This is a genomic window from Rhodococcus sp. NCIMB 12038, from assembly GCF_002165735.1.
GTDB lineage: Bacteria > Actinomycetota > Actinomycetes > Mycobacteriales > Mycobacteriaceae > Rhodococcus_F.
The window spans coordinates 69,063-86,452 of sequence record NZ_NHML01000013.1 but is presented as its reverse complement, the minus strand read 5'-3'; the positions used below and the strand labels follow the sequence as shown (position 1 = coordinate 86,452).

Below are 17,390 nucleotides of genomic sequence, written 5' to 3'. Positions count from 1 at the left end.
TCAGTCGCCGGTCTTTACGGCCGTCAGGTAGTTCGCGCGGTCGGCGAGGTCCGCGAGTTCCTCGGGGAGTTCGGGCGCGGGCCTGCCGTACGACTCGGCCAGCGCGAACGGAGAATAACTCCGCACCGACCAGCCGTGCTCGGTCAGCCAGTGCTCCGGGTCGGCGCGCTCGTCGCCGTAGAACAACTGGGTGATGTCGAGGTCGCCGAACGGGTCCTTGTCGAAATACTTCTTCCTGATCTCGTCGAAACGCTTCGCGTCGGCACCCGGCGCGAAGTTGTCCACGGCGAGGTGGCTACCCGGACTCGACAGTTCGTCGATCCGCTCGAACAACGCGTCGTGTGCCGCGCCCGGCAGGTACGCCAGCAGTCCCTCGGCCGACCACGCGGTGGGCTTGGCCGGGTCGAGGCCTGCGGCGTCGAGCGCGGCGGGCCAATCGTCCCGGAGATCGACCGGCACCGCTCGGCGATCGGCCTTCGGCCGCGCGTCGTGCTCGGACAGCACTTCCGCCTTGAACTCCAGCACCTTCGGCTGATCGACCTCGAACACCGTCGTGCCCGTCGGCCAGTCGAGGCGATACGCCCGGGCATCCAACCCGGCTGCGAGGATTACCGCCTGCGACACTCCGTCCGCCGCGGCCGACAGGAAGAACTCGTCGAAGAACCTCGTGCGGAACCCCATGAAACCGGAGAACGGTGCGTCTCCCAGCGAGGACGGGTCGGCCAGCAGCCCGGTGAAATGCGGTTCGCCCGCGGCCTCCACGAACCACGGCGCGTAGTCGTCGCGGATCAGCGCATCGGGACGGCCGGTTTCCAGCGCCCGGAACGTCGCCACTCCCAGGGCGGTCAGTCCCACACTGCTGACGATGTCCCAGGAATCCCCGTCGGTGCGCATGAATACCTCCCGATCGTGCCGAAGGGTCGGCCGCGACGACCGACCAGGCTCCCCGGCGATTCTACGCCGCCACGTGGATTGCATCTATCATGTTGCTTTGCAATATCTTTCGGCATCTACCTCTTCACAAGCGCACGCACGGCGTCGACGACGTCCCCGGGCGCTTCCTCGGCCATGAAGTGACCCGCGGTGAGGGTCCCGTGCACGAGGTCGGGGGCCCAGGCCCGCCACAGGTCGGCGACGTCATAGCCGAGCCTGCTGCCCCAGTCCTGCTGAAGGACGGTGACGGGCATCAGCAACTGTTTTCCGGCAGCCCGGTCCGCCCGCTCGTGTTCGACGTCGATGCCCGCCGACGCCCGGTAGTCGGCGACGATCGACGGCACGGCGTCGCGGGACGCCCGCAGGTACTCGGCGCGCACGTCGGCGGGCATCGCATCGGGATCAGCGGTCCAGGCGTCGAGGAAGTGCCCGAAGAACGCGTCGGCGCTCGCGCCGATCATCTGCTCAGGCAGTCCGGGTGGCTGCGCCATCAGGTAGAGGTGGAACGCGACCGCGGCGTCCGCGCCGTGCAGAATGTCCCACATGTCCAGGGTGGGCAGCACGTCGAGCGAGGCGAGATGGCTGATCGCGCCGGGGTGGTCGAGTCCGGCACGGATGGCGACCAGCGCGCCGCGGTCGTGCCCGGCCAGCGCGAACCGGTCGTGGCCCAGTTCCTTCGCGAGTGCGACGACGTCGGCGGCCATCGTCCGCTTCGAATAGACGGTGCCGTCCGTCTCGGCGGGTTTGCCGCTGGCGCCGTAGCCGCGCAGGTCCGGGCAGATGACCGTGTGGTCGGCGGCCAGTTCCGCGGCGACGTGCCGCCACATCAGGTGTGTCTGGGGGAATCCGTGCAGCAGCACGATCGGGCTGCCGGAGCCGCCCACCGCGACGTACAGGTCCACGTCGTCGGCGACGGTCACGCGCTGGTGGTCGAATCCGGGGATGACAGGGGTCATGGGTGGTGGCCTTCCGTGCTCGGGATGGTGCCGTCCAGTCTCGAGGAGGTCGATGAGCATTCGATGAGCGCTATACCGTGGCGAGGTGACTTCTACGTTCGGTGTGCTCGGGCCGGTGGTCGCGTGGGACGAGGCGGGCGATCCCGTCGATCTGAAGGGTCCGCGCCACCGGGCGGTGCTCGCCCGCCTGATCGTCGCCCGGGGCCGGGTGGTCCCCGTGGGCGTCGTCGTCGAGGATCTTTGGATCGACCCTCCGGCTGGAGCCAAGGGCGCGGTCCGCACGTTCGTGTCGGCGTTGCGACGTGCCCTCGAGCCGCAGCGCACGGCCCGGACACCCGCGACACTGCTCGTCACCGACGGTCCCGGATACGCGCTCCGGGCCGGTCCGGAGTCCGTGGACGCCTGGCGGTTCGAGCACGCGGTCGCCGAGTCCGCGGCCGCCGCACCGGAGCGGGCACTCGACCTGTTGGAGGAAGCACTGGGGTGGTGGCGCGGCCCGTCGTATGCGGAGTTCGCCGGGGAGTCGTGGGCCCACGCGGAGAGGACGCGCCTCGAGGAGTTGCGGCTGTCCGCAGTGGAGCGGCAGGCGGAGGCCCGGCTGGCCGTCGGGCTCGCCGCCGAGTCCGTGCCGGGCCTCGATGCCCTTGTGGCCGAACATCCTTGGCGGGAAGGGGCGTGGCGGTTGCTGGCCCTCGCCCTCTACCGGTCCGGCCGCCAGGGTGAGGCGCTGGCCGTGTTGCGCCGGGCCCGGGAGCTGCTCGCCGAGGAACTGGGAATCGACCCGAGCCCGCAGCTGACGTCCCTCGAGACCGACATCCTGCGCCGCGACGACCGCCTCGAACTCGACCCGGGCCGGATGTGGGAGCGCGCGGCCGCCGCCTACGACCGCACGGTGGCGTCCGGCGCCCGGGCGCGGCTCGAATCGACGGTCGGGTTGCTGCGCAGCCTCGCCGTGGCCGGCGGTAGCGGTCTCGCGGCGGCCCGGGAGCAGCGGCTCGCGACGATCTCCGCGGCCGAACAACTGGGCGACCCCGAGCTGACCGCCCGCGTGATCGGGAACTTCGACGTGCCCGGCATCTGGACCCGGTCCGACGACCCGGGGCAGGCGGCCCTGATCGTCGCCGCGGCCGAACGCACCCTCGCGCGGCTGTCGCCCGGTGACCACGACCCTGCCCGCGCACGGTTGCTGGCCACGATCGCCCTGGAGTCCCGCGGGACAGCGGGCGACCGCGGGTTGCGGGCCGCCCGGGAGTCCGAGGCGATCGCCCGCGCGCTCGACGACCCGGCGCTGCTCGCGTCCGCACTGAACGGCGTTTTCATGCACACGTTCCACCGCTCGGGCCTCGCTCCCGAGCGGGATGCGATCGGCCGGGAACTGATCACGCTGTCGGTGCGGCACGGGTTCGTGAACTTCGAGGTACTCGGGCATCTCGTTCGGCTGCAAGCGCTCGGGGCGCTCGGCGACTTCGCCGGCGCCGACGAGCACGCCGCCGCCGCGGACGGGCTGGCCGAGCGGCACGAGCGACCGCTCGTGGCCGTGTTCACGACGTGGTACCGGGCGATGCGCGCGGCGGCGACGGGTGCGTCCGACGCGGACGCCGAGGCCGGCTACCGGGCGGCGGCGAAGCTCCTCGACGGTAGCGGAATGCCCGGCCTCGAGCGCGGGATCCTGCCGCTGGCGCTGCTGTGCCTGCGGGTGTCGCGGGGCCGGCCGGCGACGTTCGATGCCGACACCGACTGGGGACCGTACGAACCGTGGGCGCGGCCCCACCTCCTGCTGGCGGACGGTCGCCCGGACGAGGCGGCTGCCGCCCTGCGCCGGATCCCCGATCCGCCGCGCGATCTGCTCGTCGAGGCGCTGTGGTGCCTGATCGCGCACGCCGCGGCCGCAGTGGGCGATCACCGGCTGATCGAACGGTCCCGAGCCGAATTAGCTCCCGCGGCAGGCGAAATCGCGGGGTCCGGGAGCGGGATGCTCACGGTGGGCCTGCTGCCCGTGCGTGCGTGACGAGTCCCTGGACTCCTTACTCACTCACGGGTGCTACTTGGCCCACTCCAGCAGGTCGTCGGCGGACCACGTGTTCACGACGCGGTCGGCATCGACTCCGCACCGCATGGCACGCTCGCATCCGTAACCCTGCCAGGCGAGTTGCCCCGGGGCGTGCGCGTCGGTGTCGATGGAGAACAGGCACCCCAGGTCCATGGCCAGGTCGATGAGCCGGCTCGGGGGGTCGCGGCGCTCGGGACGGCTGTTGATCTCGACGGCGGTGCCGTGGTCGCGGCAGGCGGTGAACACCTGCTCGGCGTCGAACGTCGACTCCGGCCTGGTCCCGCGCCCACCCTCGACGAGTCGGCCCGTGCAGTGACCCAGCACGTCCACCAGCGGATTCTCGACGGCCTTGACCATCCGTCGGGTCATCGCGCCACGCTCCGCCCGCAACTTGGAGTGCACGCTGGCGACGACGATGTCGAGTTCGTCGAGCAGATCCGGATCCTGGTCGAGCGAACCGTCGTCGAGGATGTCGACCTCGATGCCGGTGAGGATGCGGAACGGCGCGAGTTCCTCGTTCAGCTCGGCGATCACCTTCAGCTGCGACCGCAGGCGCTCCGCCGACAGCCCGTTCGCGACGGTCAGCCGCGGGGAATGGTCTGTCAGAGCGCAGTATTCGTGGCCGATGAGCGCCGCGCTGCACATCATCTCGTCGATCGGGCTGCCGCCGTCCGACCAGTCCGAGTGGGTGTGCAGGTCGCCCTTGAGCGCCTGACGCAGCGCGCCGCCGCCGATCGGCTCCGCCTTCTCCCGTAGTTCCGCCAGATAGACGGGCACCCCGTCGAGTGCCTCCCGGATCACCGTCGCGGTCTTCGGCCCGATGCCCGGCAGATCCTTCCAGCTGTCGGTGCGCCCGCGGACGTCCCGCTGCTCCTCGGACAGTTCGGCGACCACGTCGGCCGCCCGCCGGTACGCCTTCACCCGGTGCGTCTCCGCCCGCGACCGTTCGAGCCAGAACGCTGTCTCTCGCAGGGCCTGCACCGGGTCCATCGGGCTGTCCGCGTCCATGACTCCAGTGTTGCGCCCACCCGGACGTCACCGCAACGCTTCGCGCGCCCCGTCCCGGACCGCGGTGGTGAGCGCCGCGAGGATGGGCGAATCCAGTTTCCACCGCTGCCAGTACAGCGGGACGTCGATGGGGCGGGACGGGTCGAGTTCCACGAGCCCGTGGTCGTCGCCGGTGTGCAACTCCGGCAGCAGTCCCCAGCCCAGTCCGTAGCGCACGGCGTCGGAGAACGCCGAGGACCCGGGCACGAAATGTCGCGGCGGCTGCAACCGGCGCCGCGTGAACCCGCGCAGGAACCGGGCCTGCAGTTCGTCCTTGCGATCGAAGTCGAGCATCGGCGCCACCGCGAGGGCGTCCGCGGTCGGGCCGTCGGGGAGCCAGCGTTCGGCGTAGTCGCGGCTGCACAGCGCGCGGTACCGCATCGACCCCAGCTTTTCCACGGTGCAGCCCTGCACCGCCTCCGGGACGGACGTCACGGCGGCCATCACCGTGCCCTCCCGCAGCAGGGTGGTCGAGTGGAATTCGTCCTCCCGGTGCAGGTGGAACAGCGCCCGGTACTCCGGCGCCAGTCGGGCGAGGGCCGGAATCATCCACGTGGACAGCGAATCCGCGTTGACGACGAGCGGCAGCGTGCTCGTCGTCGCCTCTTCGGGATTGAGGGAAGTCATGGCCTCACGCTCGAGGTGCGCCATCTGACGGGCGAGCGTGAGCACGACGTGTCCGGAGTCCGTGGCCCGGACCGGCTTGGCCCGCTGCACCAGGACGCGTCCCACCTGCTGCTCGAGCGCCTTGATCCGCTGGCTCACCGCGGACGGCGTGATGTGCAGTACCCGGGCCGCGGCGTCGAAGGTGCCTTCGTCGATCACGGCGGCGAAGGTGCGCAGAGCGGCGAGGTCCAGATCCATATGAAGTGATGCTAATGGCAATGAAGGATAATTAGCTGGATTGATGACGACGGGGTTCGTAGCGTGGTTCCCATGCACCTCACCCCTGCCCTGCTCACGGCGGCCGCCGGCTTCGGCACCGGCCTGTCGCTGATCGTCGCGATCGGCGCGCAGAACGCGTTCGTCCTGCGACAGGGGATCGTCCGCAGGCACGTCCTGCCGGTGGTTGTGCTGTGCGCGGTGTCGGACGTCGCGCTCATCGCCGTCGGGATCAGCGGGATCGGGGCTGTACTCGCACACGCTCCCGCCGCCATCACCGTGATCCGTTGGGCGGGAGCGGCATTCCTGGTGTCCTACGCCGTGCTCGCCGCCCGCCGCGCCCTGCGCCCCGGAACGCTGGACGCCGCGACGGAGGTCGGATCGGCGACCCTCGCGACGTCGATCCTCACCTGCCTCGCACTCACGTGGCTCAACCCGCACGTCTACCTCGACACGGTGCTGATGCTCGGTTCGGTGGCCAACAACCAGGGCGATTCGGGCCGGTGGTTGTTCGGTCTCGGGGCCGCCACCGCGAGCGTCACCTGGTTCCTCGCGCTCGGCTACGGCGCCCAGTTCCTGCATCGCGTGTTCGCCCGTCCGAACGCGTGGCGCGTCCTCGACGCCGGGATCGCCGCGCTGATGCTCGCCCTCGGCATCACCCTCGTCACCGGCTAGTCAACCTTTTGTTGACAGCACCCATCCTGTCAACCAATACTTGACAGATGTCGGACGCCGCCCTCACCCAGCTGCTGTCGGATGCGATCGCCAAGGCGGACCCCGAGATCGACCCGGGGCTCGACCACGACCCCGCCGCCTACCTCGCGCTCGTCCGGCTCACGTCGCAGGCGCGGGAATCGGTCGACGAACTGCTGGTCTCCGCGATCGCCGCCGCCCGCTCCGCCGGCCACAGCTGGGACACCGTCGGCGCCGCCCTCGGCATGTCGCGGCAGGCGGCGCAACAACGCTTCGGCAAACGCATCGGCGACGCCCCCGACCCGGACCCGGACGGCCGCACCCGCCGGCTCACCCCACTGACCGCGTTCAACGAGATGCGCATCCTCAACCACGCCGGCGCGTACGGCTGGCACTCCGTCGGATTCGGCACCCTGTTCCACACCGTCCGCAAGTCCGACGAACAGTGGGAGCACACCCGGGCGTCGGCGCTGGCCGGCCGCGAGAAGCTCGAGGCCGACGGCTGGCAGAAAGTCGGGACGCTGTGGTTCCCGTGGGCGTACTTCAAGCGACCGCTGGGCATCCCCGCGCTCCCCGAACCGGTGAGCGGCGACTACCTGATGGAACCGTGATGGACGCCGTCGCGCGATTCGCGGCCGCCCGCGTCGCCCGGCTCGCCACGGTCGGGGCGGACGGCGTGCCGCACCTCGTCCCGCTCGTCTTCGCGCTCGACTCCGACGCCATCTATTCCTGCGTCGATCACAAACCCAAACGCACCACGGCCTTGCGGCGCCTGAAGAACATCGCGGCCAACCCCGCCGTCACCCTGCTGGTGGATCACTACGACGAGAACTGGGACCACCTGTGGTGGGTGCGGGTCGACGGCCGGGCCCGGATCCTCGACCCTGACTCCGACGAGGGCACCGCCGCGCTCGACATCCTGGCCGCGAAGTATCCGCAGTACGTCGACCGTCGCCCGGACGGACCGGTGATCGCGATCCACGACCTGAATTGGCATCACTGGTCCGCCCTGTGAGTACTTGTTAACCGCCGGCGGTTAACAAGTACTCACGGCCGATAGCCTCTGCGCATGCCCACAGCCCTGATCACCGGTGCCAGCCGTGGCCTCGGAGCCGCCATCGCCCGCGAACTCGCACCGACCCACGACCTCCTGCTCGGCGCCCGATCGGCGGGGTCGCTGACCGGCATCCTCGCCGAACTGCCGGCCGCGACACCCTGGCCGGTCGAGCTGACCGACTACGACGCGGTGGCGGCCGCGTGCGCACCGATCGACCGGCTCGACGTCCTCGTCCACAACGCCGGCGTCGCCGACCTCGCGACCGTCGCGGAGTCGACCGTCGAACAGTGGCGGCACACGCTCGAGGCGAACGTGATCGCGGTGGCCGAACTGACGCGACTGCTGCTGCCCGCTCTGCGCGCCGCAGGCGGCCACGTGGTGCTCATCAACTCGGGTGCCGGCATCCGCGCGAACGCCGGCTGGGCGTCGTACGCGGCGAGCAAATTCGCGCTCCGGGCGTTCGGGGATGCACTGCGACTGGAGGAACCGTTACTGCGCGTCACATCTATTCACCCCGGTCGGATCGACACCGATATGCAGCGTGCCATCGTGGCCGGCGAGGGCGACGAGTACCGGCCGGAGAAGTACCTGCAGCCGTCGACGGTCGCAAAAGCCGTGCGTACCGCGGTGGAGACACCGCGTGACGCGCACCCCACAGAAGTCGTGCTGAGGGTGCGCTGACAGCCGAGAAACCTGCGTGAGATACATCACAGATTGATCTCACACAAAGGCCTTAAGCTGCTCACAATTAGTCGCCCTACAGTTCTACTCATCAGCAGAAGTCCCAACCGCGAGTCGGGTCCACGAACCGACTCCCAGGAGGTATCCCCACGATGAACACCGAACAGCGTATGCACAGCGACACCGCCGTCGCGGTCGACGGCGACGTCTTCGCGACGATGTTCACTCTCGATCTCGGTGACGGCGAGGTCGATCGGGACGCGGTCGAGCGGATTCACGGCGGCGACTTCGACGAGTGGATCGAGGCGGCAGCCCGGTCCGGTCTGTTCACGCCGCAGGCGGTCGCGGCCCTCGTGCAGTCGTGGCAGGAGAACCCGAAGGCCCTGTTCGACGCCCTCCTCGTCGATGCCGACGAGATGACCCACAAGCGCTACGCGATCATCTGGGACGCGCTCGACGACGCCGACACGTTCGAGAGCGTCGAATACGCCTGACGGTCAGAACGGCCACGCGGGGACGGGCGGCAGGCCCTCCCGCGTGGGGCGTCCGACGACCCAGGCCAGCAGTTCGGTGCGCGGAAGTTCCGGCGCCCGGACCTCCGGATGCCCAGCGGCCAGCGCGGGCAACTCCGATTCCAAGGTGTGCTCCACGAAGAGTTCCGGCCAGTCGGCCGCCGTGTAGTCGAGGCCGAGGTCCACGTGGTGGATCTCGAGTTCACGCCATCGCATCACCGGCACCTGACGCGCCGGGACCTGCTGACGCCAGTTCACCGGCGTCTCGTACAGATCTTCGGTGATCCCGCGCAGCGACTCGATCACCCGCCGTCCCGCGAAGCGGAAATCGGCCACCAGTAGTTCCGCCGGACGTCCGGCCCCCTCCTCGATCGCCGCTGCCCGTGCGGCCGGACCGCCCGGATACATCTCGGGCGCTGCCTCCCCGGTGAGCACCCCGACGGCGAATCGGTTGAGCGCATCGGCGTTCCTCGCGAGGTGCGTGACGACGTGTCCCCGACTCCACCCCGGCAGCAGCGACGGCCCCCGCGCCTGATCGTCGGTCAACCCCGCCAGCGCGGCCTCCACCGTGCTGTGCGATTCGGCAACAGCATCGAGCAGTTCGACATACGACAGTGCGGCACCCGGTGACGTCATGCAGACGATGCTCCCACAGTCCACCCCACGCCGATTCTCGGTAACGGTACGGTGACGATCGGCCTCCGGCGGGTGCATGTGGGACACTCGTACTGATACTGAGATCAACTGTCGGACAACGTGGTTGAAAGGTGGTGTGTGATGTACAACGAATCCGCTACGTGGGGGATACCGAGCGAGACGTTCCTGGTGATCTACGTGGCCGCCGCCGTGCTCTCGGTCGGGCTGGCCCTGTTCCTCCGTTCCAGCGGCAACGCTCCCGCCACGACCGCCGGTGTTCGCCTCGATCCGGCGCAGACCGGCATGCTGACCAGCGACGATCGCGCCATCGCCGCATCCCTGACGCTGTTGCGGGGAGCCGGCATCATCTCCGACGACGGCACGATCCTGCGGGCGTGGGGAGTCCCCGACAACGCCCTCGGATGGTTCACGCGCGCCGTCTACGACGAACTCGCCTCCGGTCGCGGCGCGCTCGGCAACGTTCGCCTCCCGGGCCGGTTGCAGGCACCACTCGACGAGTTGCGGTTCACTCTGGTCGCGCAGGGACTGCTCACCGGACCCGAGCTGAAGACGTGGAACCGCCGGGCGACCATCCCGATCCTCGTCGTCATGACCATCGGCGTCGCACGCCTCGTCGCCGGATTCGCCGCGGGCAAGCCGATCGGATTCCTGCTGGTCGCGGTGGTGCTACTGGCGGCCTCGCGCGAACTGGTTCGCCGGACCGGCCGCAGGACGCGACAGGGGACGGCGGAATTGCAGCGACTGCGCCGCGAACACTCGTACCTGTCGCCGCGGATGCGCCCGTCCCTGACCGCATACGGTCCGTCGCCGATCGCGCTGTCGACGGCACTGTTCGGGATGGGATCCGTCGCCCTGTTCTCGCCGGGGTTCGCGAGCGCGGCCGGCCTCTCCGACAGCAGCAGCGGCGGCGGCGGTGGCAGCGGCGGCGATAGCTCTTCCTCCTGCGGCGGCGGAGGTGGCTGCGGTGGCGGTGGGTGCGGGGGATGACCGCACTGATCGAGTCGGGCCTCGGCATCGGCTGGCGGCCGGAGATCTGCGGGATCATCGGCCGGCTCGACGGCCTGCGGTTCTGCGAGGTGATCGCCGAATCGCTGCCCGCCCGCCGACGCGGGGTCGGCGTTCCGGACGAACTGCGGTCGCTGGGGGTTCCCGTCGTCCCGCACGGCATTTCACTGTCGCTGGGTGGCGCCGAGCCCGTCGAGCAGCGCCGGATCGACCACCTCGCGCGGTGCGCCGACGCGCTCGGGGCGCCGCTCGTCAGCGAGCACGTCGCGTTCGTGCGGGCGGGCGGTCTCGAGGCCGGGCATCTGCTGCCGGTGCCGCGCTCGGCGGAGGCCCTGGACGTGTTGGTGCGGAACGTCCGGCGCACGCAGGAGTGTTTGCCGGTGCCCCTGGCGGTGGAGAACATCGCGGCCCTGTTCGACTGGCCGGACGACGAGTACTCCGAGGGCGAGTTCCTTGCCGAACTGGTCGAACGCACCGGGGTTCACCTGCTGCTGGACGTCGCGAACGTGTACGCGAACGCCCGGAACCGCGGCCGCGACGCCGCCGAGGAACTCCGTCGGCTCCCCGTCGAACGCGTGGCGTACTGCCACGTCGCAGGCGGGTCCGAACGGGACGGCGCATACCACGACACCCACACCGACCCGGTGCCCGTCGAGGTGCTGGACCTGGTCCGGCAGTGGGCTTCCGGGGGTGCTCCCGCGATGATGCTCGAACGCGACGGCAACTACCCGCCCGCCTCGGAATTGTTCGCCGAACTGGATGCGATAGCGGACGCGGCCGGCTTCGAGCGGATCACCCGGGGCGCCGAATGGAGCCTGTCGTGACAGGCCTGGCCGATCGGCAGGCGGCGCTGGTGCGGGCTCTCGTCGCGGCGGGGGAACCGCCCGAGGGATTCGACCGCGACGCACTCGGCACCGCGTCGAAGGCCCTGCTGCGCAAGCGGTCCGGTGGGGCCGGGGAGCCCGGCGCACTGCCCGCACCGGCGCGGCGCCGCCTGTTCGGCCTGCTCAGCCTCCGACGAAATTGAGCAGCAGCTCGTTCACCTCTTCGGCCCGTTCCAGCTGAACGAAGTGGCCGGCGCCCTCGAGGAGGTGAACGCCGCGCAGGTCGGGGACGGTGTCGCGCATCCGGTCGAGTGCCTGCGCACCGCTCATCGCGACGACGGGATCGTTCGCACCGGCCACGAACAACGTCGGCACCGCGATCTGGGCAACCCGCACTCTCGCGGAGCGTTCCCAGTTGGCGTCGTACGCCCGGTACCAATTCAGGCCGCCGGTGAATCCCGTCCGGGTGAAGACCTCCACGTAGTGCTCGAACTCCTCCTCCGTCAGCCACGACCACGGCAGGGGTGGGGCGTCGGGCAGCACGTCCAGGTACCCGTTGCCCTCCGACGGGTGCTGCCAGATGTCCAGGTAGCGGTAGTCGCCCGACAATGCGTAGAACAGCCGCTGGAGGAAGCCGCGCGGGTCGCCGTCGAGTTCGCGGTCGGCGACACCCGGCTTCTGGAAGTAGTGGATGTGCAGGAAGTGCTTGCGCGCCAGCGACGCATAGAGCTCCGACGGGCGCAGCGGGAACCGGTCGGGCATGTAGGGAACGGACAGCAGCACCAGCCCGGACACACGTTCGCGGTGACGCAGCGCGACGGTCCAGGCCGCCGGAGCGCCGAAGTCGTGGCCGACGAACACGGCACGGTCGAGTTCGAGGGCGTCGAGCAGGCCGATCAGTGCGTCCGACACCCGCTCGTTGGTGTAGTCGTCGATGTCGCGGGGCACGTCGGTGCCGCCGTAGCCGGGCATGTCCGGGGCGATCGCGCGGTACCCGGACGCCGCGAGGGCCAGCATCTGGTGCCGGAAGCTGTATCCGAGGCCCGGGAACCCGTGGCACAGAATCACGGGCGGACCCTCACCCAGTTCGCTGATCTGCCAACGGAATCCGTCGACCGTGACCGATCGCTCCGTCGACGTCGCCATGATCCGAATCCCTCCACCGGCTGGAACGCGTTCTCGCAGTGTACCGTAACGGCGATGCCACTAGAATGCACTTGATTCGCAGTGGTAACCGTCGACCGGCCGGGGAAGTGGAGTGATGTGCAATGGTGGAGGCACGCTCCCGCCATGAGTTCGTCGCGGTCCAGCTCCGGCAGCGCATCATGCAGCGGCAGTACGCGGTGGGCGAGTCGCTGCCGAGCGAGAGCATGCTGTGCGCAGAATTCGAGGTGTCGCGCGGCCCGGTGCGCCAGGCCCTCGCGACGCTGAAGAACGAAGGGCTCATCCAGCTGTCCCAGGGCAAGCCGGCCGTGGTCCGCAGCCACGACATCACGCAGACCCTCGACACGTTCACCCCGTTCACCCAGTGGGCGCGGCGCACCGGCCGCACCGCGGGGAGCCGCACGCTCGAGATCGCCCGACGCCGGGTGTCCGAGCCTGCCGCCGCCGCATTGGGAGCGGCCCCGGACGACTTCGTCGTCGAGGTTTTCCGCGTCCGACTACTCGACGGCGAACCGACGATGCTCGAGCGGAGCACGTTCACCGGCGGCGTCGGCTCACTGCTGTTCGAGTTCGACATCGACTCCGGGTCGATCACCGACTACCTCACCTCCCGCGGCGTCCGGTTCGAATCGATGGAGCACGTGCTCGACGCCGTCGCCGCGGACGAGGTCGAGGCCGAACATCTCGGCATTGCCCCCGGCAGCCCCTTGCTGCGCGAACGCCGGACGTCGCGGGATCAGCACGGCGACATCTTCGAGTACGCGGACGACCGGTACCGGCCCGACCTCGTCGCCTTCAGCATCGTGAACGCCCGGACCGTCGACCCGCGGGTCCCGTCGGGCGAGGGCAACAACCTCTAGTCGACGGCCGGCATGCGATTCCGGCGCGGGGGGATCAGGTGCTGCGCAGCCGGTCGAGCAGACCGGGCAGGTCCGCGACGCTGTCGAGGACGTGGGTGGCCCCGGCCTCGGACAGTTGGGTGGCGTCGTGGGCGCCGGTGAGCACACCGACGGACGCGCGGGCTCCGGCGCGCAGGCCGGTGGTGATGTCCGAGGTGGTGTCGCCGAGCACCACCATGGACTGCACGGACGGGGCGCCGGTGCGCATCAGCGCGGTCAGCGGCATGTCGGGGAACGGGCGGCCGCGAACGCCGTCACCGGGGCAGAGCACGACATCGGCGACGTTCTCCCAGCCGAGCGCACGGATGATCGACATCTGCGTCCCGTGGGCGAACCCGGTGGTGAGCGCCGTTTTGATGCCCTGCTCCCGCAGTGAGCCGAGGAGTTCTTCGGCGCCGGGAACGGGGCTGCACCAGCCGTCGTCGACAAGTTGCGCGTAACAACGTTCGAATTCCTTGTTCGCGGCCTGCGCCTGTTCCTCGTTTCCGCCGCTGAGGTGGCGGAAGACGACGATCTTGGACTGGCCCATGGTGTCGGAGACGTACTCGAGCATCCGCTGCCGGTCGTCGTCCGTCTTCGACAGCCCGGCATGTGCGTCGGCGGCGAGGAAGGACTGCTGCACCAGCCCGCTGTCCTCCACGGTGGTGCCTGCCATGTCGAAGACGACGAGACTGATGTCCCGGTGCTGTGTTCCCATTGTCGTGTTCCTCTCGGTTTTCGGTGAATGTGTTTGTGGGATAGCTAGTTCGCTGGTGCGGCTTCGCGGCCGAAGATGTGGTCGATCCGGTCCTTCGCCAGACCCAAGCCGGTCGTCATACCGATGCCGGTGGTGACGGTCACGATGTGCACCCCGTCGATGGGCTCCTCGATCAGGAACTCCGAGTCGGGGGCCGAGCTGTACACGCCCTGCCAGCGCTCGGTGACGGTGACGTCCGAGACGCCGAACAGGGCGACGGCCTCGTGGATCAGCACGTCGAACCCCCGCTCCGACTGGAACGGCTCCGCCGAGACCTCACGGATGTGGGTGTCGCCCAGCAGGATCGAACCGTCCGGCTGCGGGCTGTACATCTGGTTGAGGTCGAGGTCGGCGTAGTCGAGGTACTCCTCGCGCAACCGCGCCGCGAGTGCCGCCGTCGCGGGCAGATTCGCGAAACCGCGGTACCGCACGAGCGACCAACCGGTGAACAGCGGTGCGGGCAACGGTGCGGGCAGCGGCATCCTCGCGCGCAGCATGTGCAGCCGGCACTGCAGGAGCCCCCGGCGCTCGGCCGATTCTGGGAACAGCCGGTCGATGTCGTGGTTGACGGTGACGAACACCGTCCCTGCATGAAGATCGCCCCGTGAGGTGTGGACCACTCCGGGGCCGAATCCGAGTGCGGCGGTGCGCCAGAAGAAGTCGACACCGGACGCGTCGAGCCAGCGTGCCACGGCGGGTGCCGCTCCCCTCGGGTCCACCTGGAGGTCGCCGGGCATGTACATTCCGCCGACGACGCGACTGCCGGAAACGGGGAGCGCGGCGAGGATCCGGTCGCGCGGCAGCAACTTCGCCGCGGCCGGTCCGCGCCTGTCCGCGAACTCGGCCAGGACGGCCATCTCGTCGTCGTGCCGTGCCACACAATACGTTCCGGACTCGGAGATCCAGAACCCCGCCTTGCGTGACAGATCGAGCCAGTGCTCCCGGCCGGCCAGAGCGTAGTCGCGGGCGACGCCCGACTGGGCCGTGATACAGATGTGACCGAAATTCTGGACGGATGCGCCCGCGATTCGGTCGGCATGATCGATCACTGCTACCGACAGACCGCGATCGAGCGCGTGGTAGGCGTGCGCGAGACCGAGGATTCCGGCGCCGACAACCACCACGTCGTGGCGTCGTTGATGTGTCATGAATTCCACCTTGGCCCTCGGACGCTAGACTTGTCAATACAAGTTGTTTGAATTCGTCACACGTATAGATAGGTTTGCGTCCGTTCACCGTCCGTTGCGAGTACAGCTGGCGCGCCGGGTGGCACCGGCATGCGGTTGCTGCGAAAATTGCCTCTCGCGTCTACCCACCGCAGAGGGACGAATCGATGAGTGGTGCTTCCGAATCCAGTTCCGTCCCCGTCTACGAACCGGCGTCGCCCGGCGACCGCTTCGGACCCCTGATCGAGCGCCGCGACGACGCCGACTTCCCGTTCTACGACGGGACGCCCACCGCGCTCTCGGCGCGGCAGTGGATTCTGATGTGGGCGTCCGTCGTTGTCGGTTTCGCGGCCCTGGTCCTCATCCCGCAACCCGGCAATCTGGTGGCGCTGATTCCGCGGATTCTGTTCGTCAGCATCCCGCTCGCCGTCCTGGCGATGGTGACGCGCGAACATTGGACCGCGCTGTTCCGTAGGGTGCGCGGCCGCGACGTCCTCGCGATGATCGGCTTTGCGCTGCTGAACCTGGCCGTCACGTTCGCGCTGGCGCTGGTCGTGCAGGCCCTGTTCGGGGTGGCGTCCAACAAGGCCGTCGACGATGCGGGCGAGGGTGGTGCGCTCGACACGGTCGCGTTCTACGTGGGAACCGGGATCCAGTTGGTCGGTGAGGAAGTCTTCACCATCGTCCCGTTCCTCGCGCTGATGTACTTCCTGGTCGCCAGGGCGAGGCTGTCCCGGAAGACGGCGATCGTCCTGGCCTGGCTGATCAGCGCGGTGTGGTTCGGCGCCGCACATCTCCCGACCTACGACTGGAACTTCGCTCAGGCGTTCATCGTGATCGGCGGGGCCCGGCTGGTGCTCACGCTCGCGTACATCCGCACCAAGAACCTGTGCGTCTCGACGGGCGCGCACATCATCAACGACTGGACGCTCTTCACCCAGGCGGTCGTGGCGCACGCGGCCCTTCTCGCCCTCTAGGGGAGCGCGGGCGTCAGTTCGGAATCGGGATGACGATCGGCGGCAGGCCCGGTATCTGCACCTGAATCTGTTGCGGCGGAGCGGGCACCGGTGCGGGCGGCGGGTTGTACACCGGCGGCTCGGGTGCGGGCGGCGGCACGGCGACGGGTGCCGGCGGCGGGGGCGGTGGAGCCGGCGGAGGCGGCGGCGCGGGTTCCGGAGAGGGGACGGACGCAGGCCGGGGAGCGGCCTGCTGCACCACGGCGGGCGGTGAATCGACCACGGGCGCCTGGATTTCCACGGGAGCTACCGGGTTCGGGCGCTCCGCGGGCTGCTGTGGGCCGGAGCCGATCGGCACCGTCGACAATCCCCCGGTCATCAGGTCGACCACGGACACTTCGGTCATCGCCAGGTTGGAGGGCTGCACGACGTACAGCCGGTCCTGCTGGAATGTCGGCCACGGATCGCCCTCGACTTCGGCGTCCTGGTTCACCACCGGGGACAGCAGCGGGCTGCCGCGCATGCACCGGACGCGGGGAACGCCGTGGTCGTCGATCAGCACGATGGTCCCGGCCTGGAGCACCGACTGGAATGCCGTCGCGTGGCCGTCGTCGAAGCCGTGATTGGTGACGCGGGTGTCCGCGCGGAGGAGGACGGGGGTGAGGGTCCGGACGTAATTGCGCACGTCGTCGACCTGGAACACACTCGACCAGGCCTCCAGCCTCGCAGGATCCCCCTCGAGGTCGTCGACGAGACGCTGCCGGTCGCAGAGCACCCGGTCGGGGCTTCCGCCGTAGAGTCCGGCGCGGTCGCCGACCACCCGGATACCGGCGGCCCGGGGCTCGCCCGGCAGATCCGTTCCGGGCGGGCCGAACGGAACCGTCGTCGGTGTCTGCGGCGGGAGCAGCACCTCCGTCCACGGAAGTTGTCCCTGGTCGGTGGCCCGATCGAGGTCGACCGGGTCGGGGTGGCCCCCGGAACCGGAGGAGCAGGCCACGGTCATCGCCGCGGTCAGGGCTCCGACGACCGCCAGCCAGCTACGCGGTGCGCGCCCGGGGCGCGTACCGGCTCGAACGACTCGTCTGCGTCGGGCACGCCGTGCAGCCCGCCCGGCGTCGTCGGTGGCCACCCCGCCATCGTAGGCACAGTCGCCGATCGGCCGGGCCGTATTG

The 17,390-nt window shown here is 69.6% G+C and carries 20 protein-coding genes; 11 read left to right on the top strand and 9 right to left on the bottom strand.

What is annotated here, in order from left to right:
* Both CA951_RS20830 and CA951_RS20825 read right to left on the bottom strand, forming a co-directional pair.
* On the bottom strand, window positions 1-894 hold the full coding sequence (locus CA951_RS20830; RefSeq protein WP_087558623.1) for a class I SAM-dependent methyltransferase: 894 nt from the start codon (window positions 892-894) through the stop codon (window positions 1-3).
* 116 nt (window positions 895-1,010) lie between these two features.
* Window positions 1,011-1,889, bottom strand: coding sequence for an alpha/beta fold hydrolase (locus CA951_RS20825; RefSeq protein WP_087558622.1), 879 nt, complete (start codon window positions 1,887-1,889; stop codon window positions 1,011-1,013).
* A gap of 85 nt (window positions 1,890-1,974) precedes the next feature.
* Here CA951_RS20825 and CA951_RS20820 point away from each other — a divergent pair, with 85 nt between their 5' ends.
* Window positions 1,975-3,897 carry a BTAD domain-containing putative transcriptional regulator gene (locus CA951_RS20820; RefSeq protein WP_087558621.1) on the top strand — a complete coding sequence of 641 codons (1,923 nt, stop codon included), beginning with the start codon at window positions 1,975-1,977 and terminating at the stop codon, window positions 3,895-3,897.
* 33 nt (window positions 3,898-3,930) lie between these two features.
* Here the strand turns inward: CA951_RS20820 and CA951_RS20815 are convergent, their stop codons facing one another.
* The gene (locus CA951_RS20815) at window positions 3,931-4,929 is read right to left on the bottom strand and encodes a PHP domain-containing protein (protein WP_087558748.1); all 999 of its coding nucleotides are present in this window, start codon (window positions 4,927-4,929) and stop codon (window positions 3,931-3,933) included.
* Between the two features lie 45 nt (window positions 4,930-4,974).
* The gene (locus CA951_RS20810; RefSeq protein ID WP_087558620.1) at window positions 4,975-5,850 is read right to left on the bottom strand and encodes a LysR family transcriptional regulator ArgP; all 876 of its coding nucleotides are present in this window, start codon (window positions 5,848-5,850) and stop codon (window positions 4,975-4,977) included.
* 72 nt (window positions 5,851-5,922) lie between these two features.
* Here CA951_RS20810 and CA951_RS20805 point away from each other — a divergent pair, with 72 nt between their 5' ends.
* From CA951_RS20805 to CA951_RS20785, 5 genes are all read left to right on the top strand, one after another.
* Window positions 5,923-6,543, top strand: coding sequence for a LysE/ArgO family amino acid transporter (locus CA951_RS20805; RefSeq protein WP_179220257.1), 621 nt, complete (start codon window positions 5,923-5,925; stop codon window positions 6,541-6,543).
* Window positions 6,544-6,590: 47 nt separating this feature from the next.
* Window positions 6,591-7,172, top strand: a complete 582-nt coding sequence (locus CA951_RS20800; protein WP_087558618.1) for a hypothetical protein — start codon at window positions 6,591-6,593, stop codon at window positions 7,170-7,172.
* Window positions 7,172-7,576: a TIGR03668 family PPOX class F420-dependent oxidoreductase gene (locus CA951_RS20795; RefSeq protein ID WP_087558617.1), complete on the top strand. Its 405-nt coding sequence runs from the start codon at window positions 7,172-7,174 to the stop codon at window positions 7,574-7,576. Before CA951_RS20800 ends, CA951_RS20795 begins: the two co-directional genes overlap by 1 nt.
* 54 nt (window positions 7,577-7,630) lie before the next feature.
* The gene (locus CA951_RS20790; RefSeq protein ID WP_087558616.1) at window positions 7,631-8,299 is read left to right on the top strand and encodes an SDR family oxidoreductase; all 669 of its coding nucleotides are present in this window, start codon (window positions 7,631-7,633) and stop codon (window positions 8,297-8,299) included.
* Between the two features lie 152 nt (window positions 8,300-8,451).
* On the top strand, window positions 8,452-8,793 hold the full coding sequence (locus CA951_RS20785; RefSeq protein ID WP_087558615.1) for a hypothetical protein: 342 nt from the start codon (window positions 8,452-8,454) through the stop codon (window positions 8,791-8,793).
* A 3-nt stretch (window positions 8,794-8,796) separates the two neighbouring features.
* On the opposite strand, the gene CA951_RS20780 is transcribed toward CA951_RS20785, so the two are convergent.
* The gene (locus CA951_RS20780) at window positions 8,797-9,447 is read right to left on the bottom strand and encodes a maleylpyruvate isomerase family mycothiol-dependent enzyme (protein ID WP_087558747.1); all 651 of its coding nucleotides are present in this window, start codon (window positions 9,445-9,447) and stop codon (window positions 8,797-8,799) included.
* A gap of 141 nt (window positions 9,448-9,588) precedes the next feature.
* Here CA951_RS20780 and CA951_RS20775 point away from each other — a divergent pair, with 141 nt between their 5' ends.
* The 3 genes from CA951_RS20775 to CA951_RS20765 are packed head-to-tail and all read left to right on the top strand — an operon-like array spanning window position 9,589 to window position 11,500.
* Entirely contained in the window at window positions 9,589-10,455 is an 867-nt protein-coding gene (locus CA951_RS20775; RefSeq protein WP_087558614.1) for a TIGR04222 domain-containing membrane protein, read from the top strand.
* Window positions 10,452-11,297, top strand: a complete 846-nt coding sequence (locus CA951_RS20770; protein WP_179220256.1) for a DUF692 domain-containing protein — start codon at window positions 10,452-10,454, stop codon at window positions 11,295-11,297. Before CA951_RS20775 ends, CA951_RS20770 begins: the two co-directional genes overlap by 4 nt.
* On the top strand, window positions 11,294-11,500 hold the full coding sequence (locus tag CA951_RS20765; RefSeq protein ID WP_179220251.1) for a hypothetical protein: 207 nt from the start codon (window positions 11,294-11,296) through the stop codon (window positions 11,498-11,500). The genes CA951_RS20770 and CA951_RS20765 overlap by 4 nt, the downstream gene beginning before the upstream one ends.
* On the opposite strand, the gene CA951_RS20760 is transcribed toward CA951_RS20765, so the two are convergent.
* A complete protein-coding gene (locus CA951_RS20760) occupies window positions 11,481-12,443 on the bottom strand; it encodes an alpha/beta fold hydrolase (RefSeq protein WP_087558612.1) in 963 nt (320 codons plus the stop codon). The genes CA951_RS20765 and CA951_RS20760 overlap by 20 nt on opposite strands.
* A 122-nt stretch (window positions 12,444-12,565) precedes the next feature.
* Here CA951_RS20760 and CA951_RS20755 point away from each other — a divergent pair, with 122 nt between their 5' ends.
* Window positions 12,566-13,321: a GntR family transcriptional regulator gene (locus tag CA951_RS20755; RefSeq protein WP_087558611.1), complete on the top strand. Its 756-nt coding sequence runs from the start codon at window positions 12,566-12,568 to the stop codon at window positions 13,319-13,321.
* 34 nt (window positions 13,322-13,355) lie between these two features.
* Here the strand turns inward: CA951_RS20755 and CA951_RS20750 are convergent, their stop codons facing one another.
* Together CA951_RS20750 and CA951_RS20745 are read right to left on the bottom strand one after the other, a co-directional pair.
* Complete coding sequence (locus tag CA951_RS20750; RefSeq protein WP_087558610.1) at window positions 13,356-14,057, bottom strand: phosphonatase-like hydrolase; 702 nt, start codon at window positions 14,055-14,057, stop codon at window positions 13,356-13,358.
* 44 nt (window positions 14,058-14,101) lie between these two features.
* Window positions 14,102-15,244 carry a TIGR03364 family FAD-dependent oxidoreductase gene (locus tag CA951_RS20745; RefSeq protein ID WP_087558745.1) on the bottom strand — a complete coding sequence of 381 codons (1,143 nt, stop codon included), beginning with the start codon at window positions 15,242-15,244 and terminating at the stop codon, window positions 14,102-14,104.
* Window positions 15,245-15,429: 185 nt separating this feature from the next.
* On the opposite strand from CA951_RS20745, the gene CA951_RS20740 reads away from it, so the two are divergent.
* Window positions 15,430-16,239 (top strand): CPBP family intramembrane glutamic endopeptidase, encoded by an 810-nt coding sequence (locus CA951_RS20740; protein ID WP_087558609.1) that lies wholly within the window; start codon window positions 15,430-15,432, stop codon window positions 16,237-16,239.
* 13 nt (window positions 16,240-16,252) lie between these two features.
* Here CA951_RS20740 and CA951_RS20735 read toward each other — a convergent pair whose 3' ends face one another.
* Entirely contained in the window at window positions 16,253-17,347 is a 1,095-nt protein-coding gene (locus CA951_RS20735) for a DUF6777 domain-containing protein (RefSeq protein WP_087558608.1), read from the bottom strand.
* Window positions 17,348-17,390 lie beyond the last annotated feature (43 nt).

Coding starts and splice junctions, on each gene's coding strand:
- CA951_RS20760 (WP_087558612.1), bottom strand. CDS start 12,443: ATGGCGACGTCGACGGAGCGATCGGTCACGGTCGACGGATTCCGTTGG.
- CA951_RS20810 (WP_087558620.1), bottom strand. CDS start 5,850: ATGGATCTGGACCTCGCCGCTCTGCGCACCTTCGCCGCCGTGATCGAC.
- CA951_RS20825 (WP_087558622.1), bottom strand. CDS start 1,889: ATGACCCCTGTCATCCCCGGATTCGACCACCAGCGCGTGACCGTCGCC.
- CA951_RS20740 (WP_087558609.1), top strand. CDS start 15,430: ATGAGTGGTGCTTCCGAATCCAGTTCCGTCCCCGTCTACGAACCGGCG.
- CA951_RS20745 (WP_087558745.1), bottom strand. CDS start 15,244: ATGACACATCAACGACGCCACGACGTGGTGGTTGTCGGCGCCGGAATC.
- CA951_RS20785 (WP_087558615.1), top strand. CDS start 8,452: ATGAACACCGAACAGCGTATGCACAGCGACACCGCCGTCGCGGTCGAC.
- CA951_RS20750 (WP_087558610.1), bottom strand. CDS start 14,057: ATGGGAACACAGCACCGGGACATCAGTCTCGTCGTCTTCGACATGGCA.
- CA951_RS20780 (WP_087558747.1), bottom strand. CDS start 9,447: ATGACGTCACCGGGTGCCGCACTGTCGTATGTCGAACTGCTCGATGCT.
- CA951_RS20815 (WP_087558748.1), bottom strand. CDS start 4,929: ATGGACCCGGTGCAGGCCCTGCGAGAGACAGCGTTCTGGCTCGAACGG.
- CA951_RS20775 (WP_087558614.1), top strand. CDS start 9,589: ATGTACAACGAATCCGCTACGTGGGGGATACCGAGCGAGACGTTCCTG.
- CA951_RS20790 (WP_087558616.1), top strand. CDS start 7,631: ATGCCCACAGCCCTGATCACCGGTGCCAGCCGTGGCCTCGGAGCCGCC.
- CA951_RS20770 (WP_179220256.1), top strand. CDS start 10,452: ATGACCGCACTGATCGAGTCGGGCCTCGGCATCGGCTGGCGGCCGGAG.
- CA951_RS20795 (WP_087558617.1), top strand. CDS start 7,172: ATGGACGCCGTCGCGCGATTCGCGGCCGCCCGCGTCGCCCGGCTCGCC.
- CA951_RS20805 (WP_179220257.1), top strand. CDS start 5,923: ATGCACCTCACCCCTGCCCTGCTCACGGCGGCCGCCGGCTTCGGCACC.
- CA951_RS20830 (WP_087558623.1), bottom strand. CDS start 894: ATGCGCACCGACGGGGATTCCTGGGACATCGTCAGCAGTGTGGGACTG.
- CA951_RS20755 (WP_087558611.1), top strand. CDS start 12,566: ATGGTGGAGGCACGCTCCCGCCATGAGTTCGTCGCGGTCCAGCTCCGG.
- CA951_RS20800 (WP_087558618.1), top strand. CDS start 6,591: ATGTCGGACGCCGCCCTCACCCAGCTGCTGTCGGATGCGATCGCCAAG.